Origin of the sequence: Streptomyces sp. OfavH-34-F, from assembly GCF_022347745.1 — a bacterium.
Lineage (GTDB): Bacteria > Actinomycetota > Actinomycetes > Streptomycetales > Streptomycetaceae > Streptomyces.
Genome location: NZ_JAKRGC010000498.1, coordinates 1 through 2,979, shown reverse-complemented (window position 1 = coordinate 2,979; position 2,979 = coordinate 1). Strand labels below are relative to the sequence as shown.

The window sequence follows — 2,979 nt, the reverse complement described above, 5'->3', positions numbered from 1 at the left end:
GCCGGCTCGCCGCGGCCGGGGCGCGGGCCGTGCCGGACGGCACGACGCTGACGGTCGGCGCCTTCCGCGAGCCGGCCGCGCTCCCCCGGCGCACCCTGATCACCGGCGGCGCGCGCTCCGGGAAGTCCGTCGAGGCGGAACGCCGGCTGGAGACGTACCCGGAGGTGGTGTACGTGGCGACCGGCGGCGGCCGGGACGGGGACGCCGAGTGGGCGGCGCGGGTCGGGCTGCACCGGGAGCGGCGGCCGGCGAGCTGGCGCACCGAGGAGACCTGGGCGCTGGCGGAGCTGCTGTCCGAGGACGGGCCGCCGCTGCTGATCGACTGCCTGTCCCTGTGGCTGACGCACGCGATGGACCGGGTGGACGCCTGGTCCGACGCGAGCTGGGCGCAGGGCGCGGAGCGGGCGCTGCGGGCGCGGACGGCGGAGCTGGTCGCGGCGGTGCGCGGGACGCGGCGCACGGTCGTCATGGTGACCAACGAGGCCGGCTCCGGCGTGGTTCCGGCGACGGCGTCCGGCCGGCGATTCCGGGACGAGCTGGGCCGGCTGAACGCGGCGGTGGCCGGTGAGTGCGAGCAGGTGCTGCTGGTGGTGGCGGGCCAGGTGGTGCCGCTGCGCGGCTGAGCGGGGGCGGGCCTCCGGCGGGGCGGGGCGGGCCTCCTGCGGGGGGGGGGCGGGAAAGGGCGGCGGGTACTGTTCCGCAGTGAGCCCGTGGCGGGCTCGACGGACATCCCCGTACCTACCCGCGAGGCAGAACCCCGTGAATCTGGACGACTTCTCCGATCTGATCGAACGCCCCGACGGGGGCGTACGGCGCGATGCCGAGGAACGCCGGGAGCGGTTGAACGTGCCGGTGGGCGCCCTCGGGCGGCTGGACGAGCTGGCCGAGTGGCTGTCCGCGGCGCAGCAGTCGGCGCCGGTGCGGACCATCGAGCAGCCGCGCGTGGTGCTGTTCGCGGGTGACCACGGCGTGGCGCGGCTCGATGTGTCGGGGCGGGCGGCCGGCACCGCGCACGAGCTGGTGCGGGCCACGCTGGAGGGCGCGAGCCCGCTGGCCGTGCTGGCCCGCCGGTACGCCGTGCCGGTGCGGATCGTGGACGCCGGACTCGACTGCGACCCCGAACTGCTGCCGGAGGCCGTCGTGCGCACCCGGGTGCGGCGGGGCAGCGGGCGGATCGACGTCGAGGACGCGCTGACGGCCGAGGAGGCCCGGGCCGCGGTGCGGCTCGGGATCGCGGTGGCCGACGAGGAGGCCGACTCGGGCACCGATCTGGTGGTGCTCGGCGACCTCAGCGTGGGCGGCACGACGGCGGCGGCCACGCTGATCGCGGCGCTGTGCGGCACGGACGCGTCGGTGGTGACCGGGCGCGGGGGCGCGGGCATCGACGACCTGGCGTGGATGCGCAAGTGCGCGGCGGTGCGCGACGCGCTGCGCCGGGCCCGGCCGGTCCTGGGTGACCAGCTGGAGCTGCTGGCGACGGTGGGCGGCGCCGACCTGGCCGCGATGACCGGGTTCCTGCTCCAGTGCGCGGTGCGGCGGCTGCCCGTGATCCTGGACGGCGTCGTGGGCGCGGCGGCGGCGCTGGTCGGCCAGCGGGCCGCGTTCCGGGCGCCGGACTGGTGGCTGGCGGGTCAGGCGAGCGGTGAGCCGGCGCAGGCGAAGGCGCTGGACCGGATGGCGCTCAACCCGGTGCTGGACCACGGGGTGATCGTCGGCGAGGGGTGCGGGGCGCTGCTCGCCCTGCCCCTCGTCCAGGCCGCGGCGGCGCTCGCGGCGGAGCTGCCCGAACGCGAGCCGGATGCGGACGCGGATGCGGAAGCGGATGCCGATGCGGACGGGAACGCGGACGCGGACGGCGCGGGGGACGAGACGGACGGCGGGGCGCAAGAGGCGACGGGCTGACGGCGGCGGGGCTGCGGTCAGGGACGGGGCGGTGCGGGGGGCCGGTCGGGCGCCCCGCCGATGAGGTCCTGGAACGCGCGGCGCGGCCCGGCCCAGCGGACGTCGTGGTGGTAGGCGCGCAGCACGGCGCGGGAGCGGGCCCGGTGCCGGTGGCGGTAGAACCGGCGGGCCCACGGCGAGGTCGGCCGGGCCAGCCGTACCGCCCCGACCAGGGCCACGAATGGGACCAGGGTGCCGACGACGGCCATCCGGGCCTTCCCCTTGAACAGGGTGATCAGAACGAAGCAGAAGTTGATGACGACGGTGACCACCGCGCCCGCCCTGCCCTGCTGCTGATCGTCGCTCAGATCGTCCACGCCCAGCGGCGAGAACCCGCCGAGCACCAGCAGCACCAGGGCCGCGGTGAGCACGACGACCTCCACGCTGCGGCGGCCCTCCTCCGTCCAGTACACGTCGTCCAGGTGCAGGATCAGCGCGAACTCGTCCAGGACCAGCCCCGCGCCGACGCCGAAGACGATCGCGCAGAGGGCGGCCGCGATGCCGTGCTGCCCTGCGGCCACCGCGCCGAAGCCGCCGACGACGCTCAGCACCACCCCGGGCACCACGTGGTGGATGTGGACGCCGCCGGGCGTGATGTTGCGGAACGGCCCCTTCCCGGCCCGGATCATCCGGGTGACGAACCGGGTCACCGCGAAGGTCAGCACGAACGCGGTCAGGGCGAGGAGCAGCGGAAGTTTCCCCGGCTCGACGAAGTTGCGCTCGAACCAGTGACCCATCCCACCACTCCTGGTCGTCCGCTTCTGCCCCGTTGTGCGGCATTTCGGACAATCTAGCGGGCGGACGTACCGATTAGCCTGCGCGCCGTGACCTCCTCCCTCGACAGCCACGGCCTGCGGTTCGCCTTCGGCACCCTGACCGTGCTCCCCGTCCGCGTCAGCCGCTGGGACCGGGAGGCCGCGCGGGCCGGGATGCTGTGCGCGCCGCTGGCCGGGCTGGTCGTGGGTCTGCTCGCGGCGGTGCCGGGCAGGCTGCTGCTGTGGGGCGGGGCAGGCCCGCTGGCGGCCGCGGTCGCCTCGG

The 2,979-nt window shown here is 76.3% G+C and carries 4 protein-coding genes; 3 read left to right on the top strand and 1 reads right to left on the bottom strand.

The genetic code is table 11. From position 1 onward, the window contains the following. Positions 1 to 623 (top strand): bifunctional adenosylcobinamide kinase/adenosylcobinamide-phosphate guanylyltransferase (locus tag MHW47_RS33945; RefSeq protein ID WP_239227691.1); only part of this gene is annotated, 623 nt, incomplete at its 5' end. 136 nt (positions 624 to 759) lie between these two features. Continuing rightward, the gene (locus MHW47_RS33940; RefSeq protein WP_239227690.1) at positions 760 to 1,902 is read left to right on the top strand and encodes a nicotinate-nucleotide--dimethylbenzimidazole phosphoribosyltransferase; all 1,143 of its coding nucleotides are present in this window, start codon (positions 760 to 762) and stop codon (positions 1,900 to 1,902) included. A 17-nt stretch (positions 1,903 to 1,919) separates the two neighbouring features. Here MHW47_RS33940 and MHW47_RS33935 read toward each other — a convergent pair whose 3' ends face one another. Then, positions 1,920 to 2,678, bottom strand: a complete 759-nt coding sequence (locus tag MHW47_RS33935; protein ID WP_239227689.1) for a hypothetical protein — start codon at positions 2,676 to 2,678, stop codon at positions 1,920 to 1,922. 78 nt (positions 2,679 to 2,756) lie between these two features. Between MHW47_RS33935 and MHW47_RS33930 the strand changes: the two genes are divergently transcribed. After that, positions 2,757 to 2,979 (top strand): adenosylcobinamide-GDP ribazoletransferase (locus MHW47_RS33930; protein WP_239227692.1); only part of this gene is annotated, 223 nt, incomplete at its 3' end.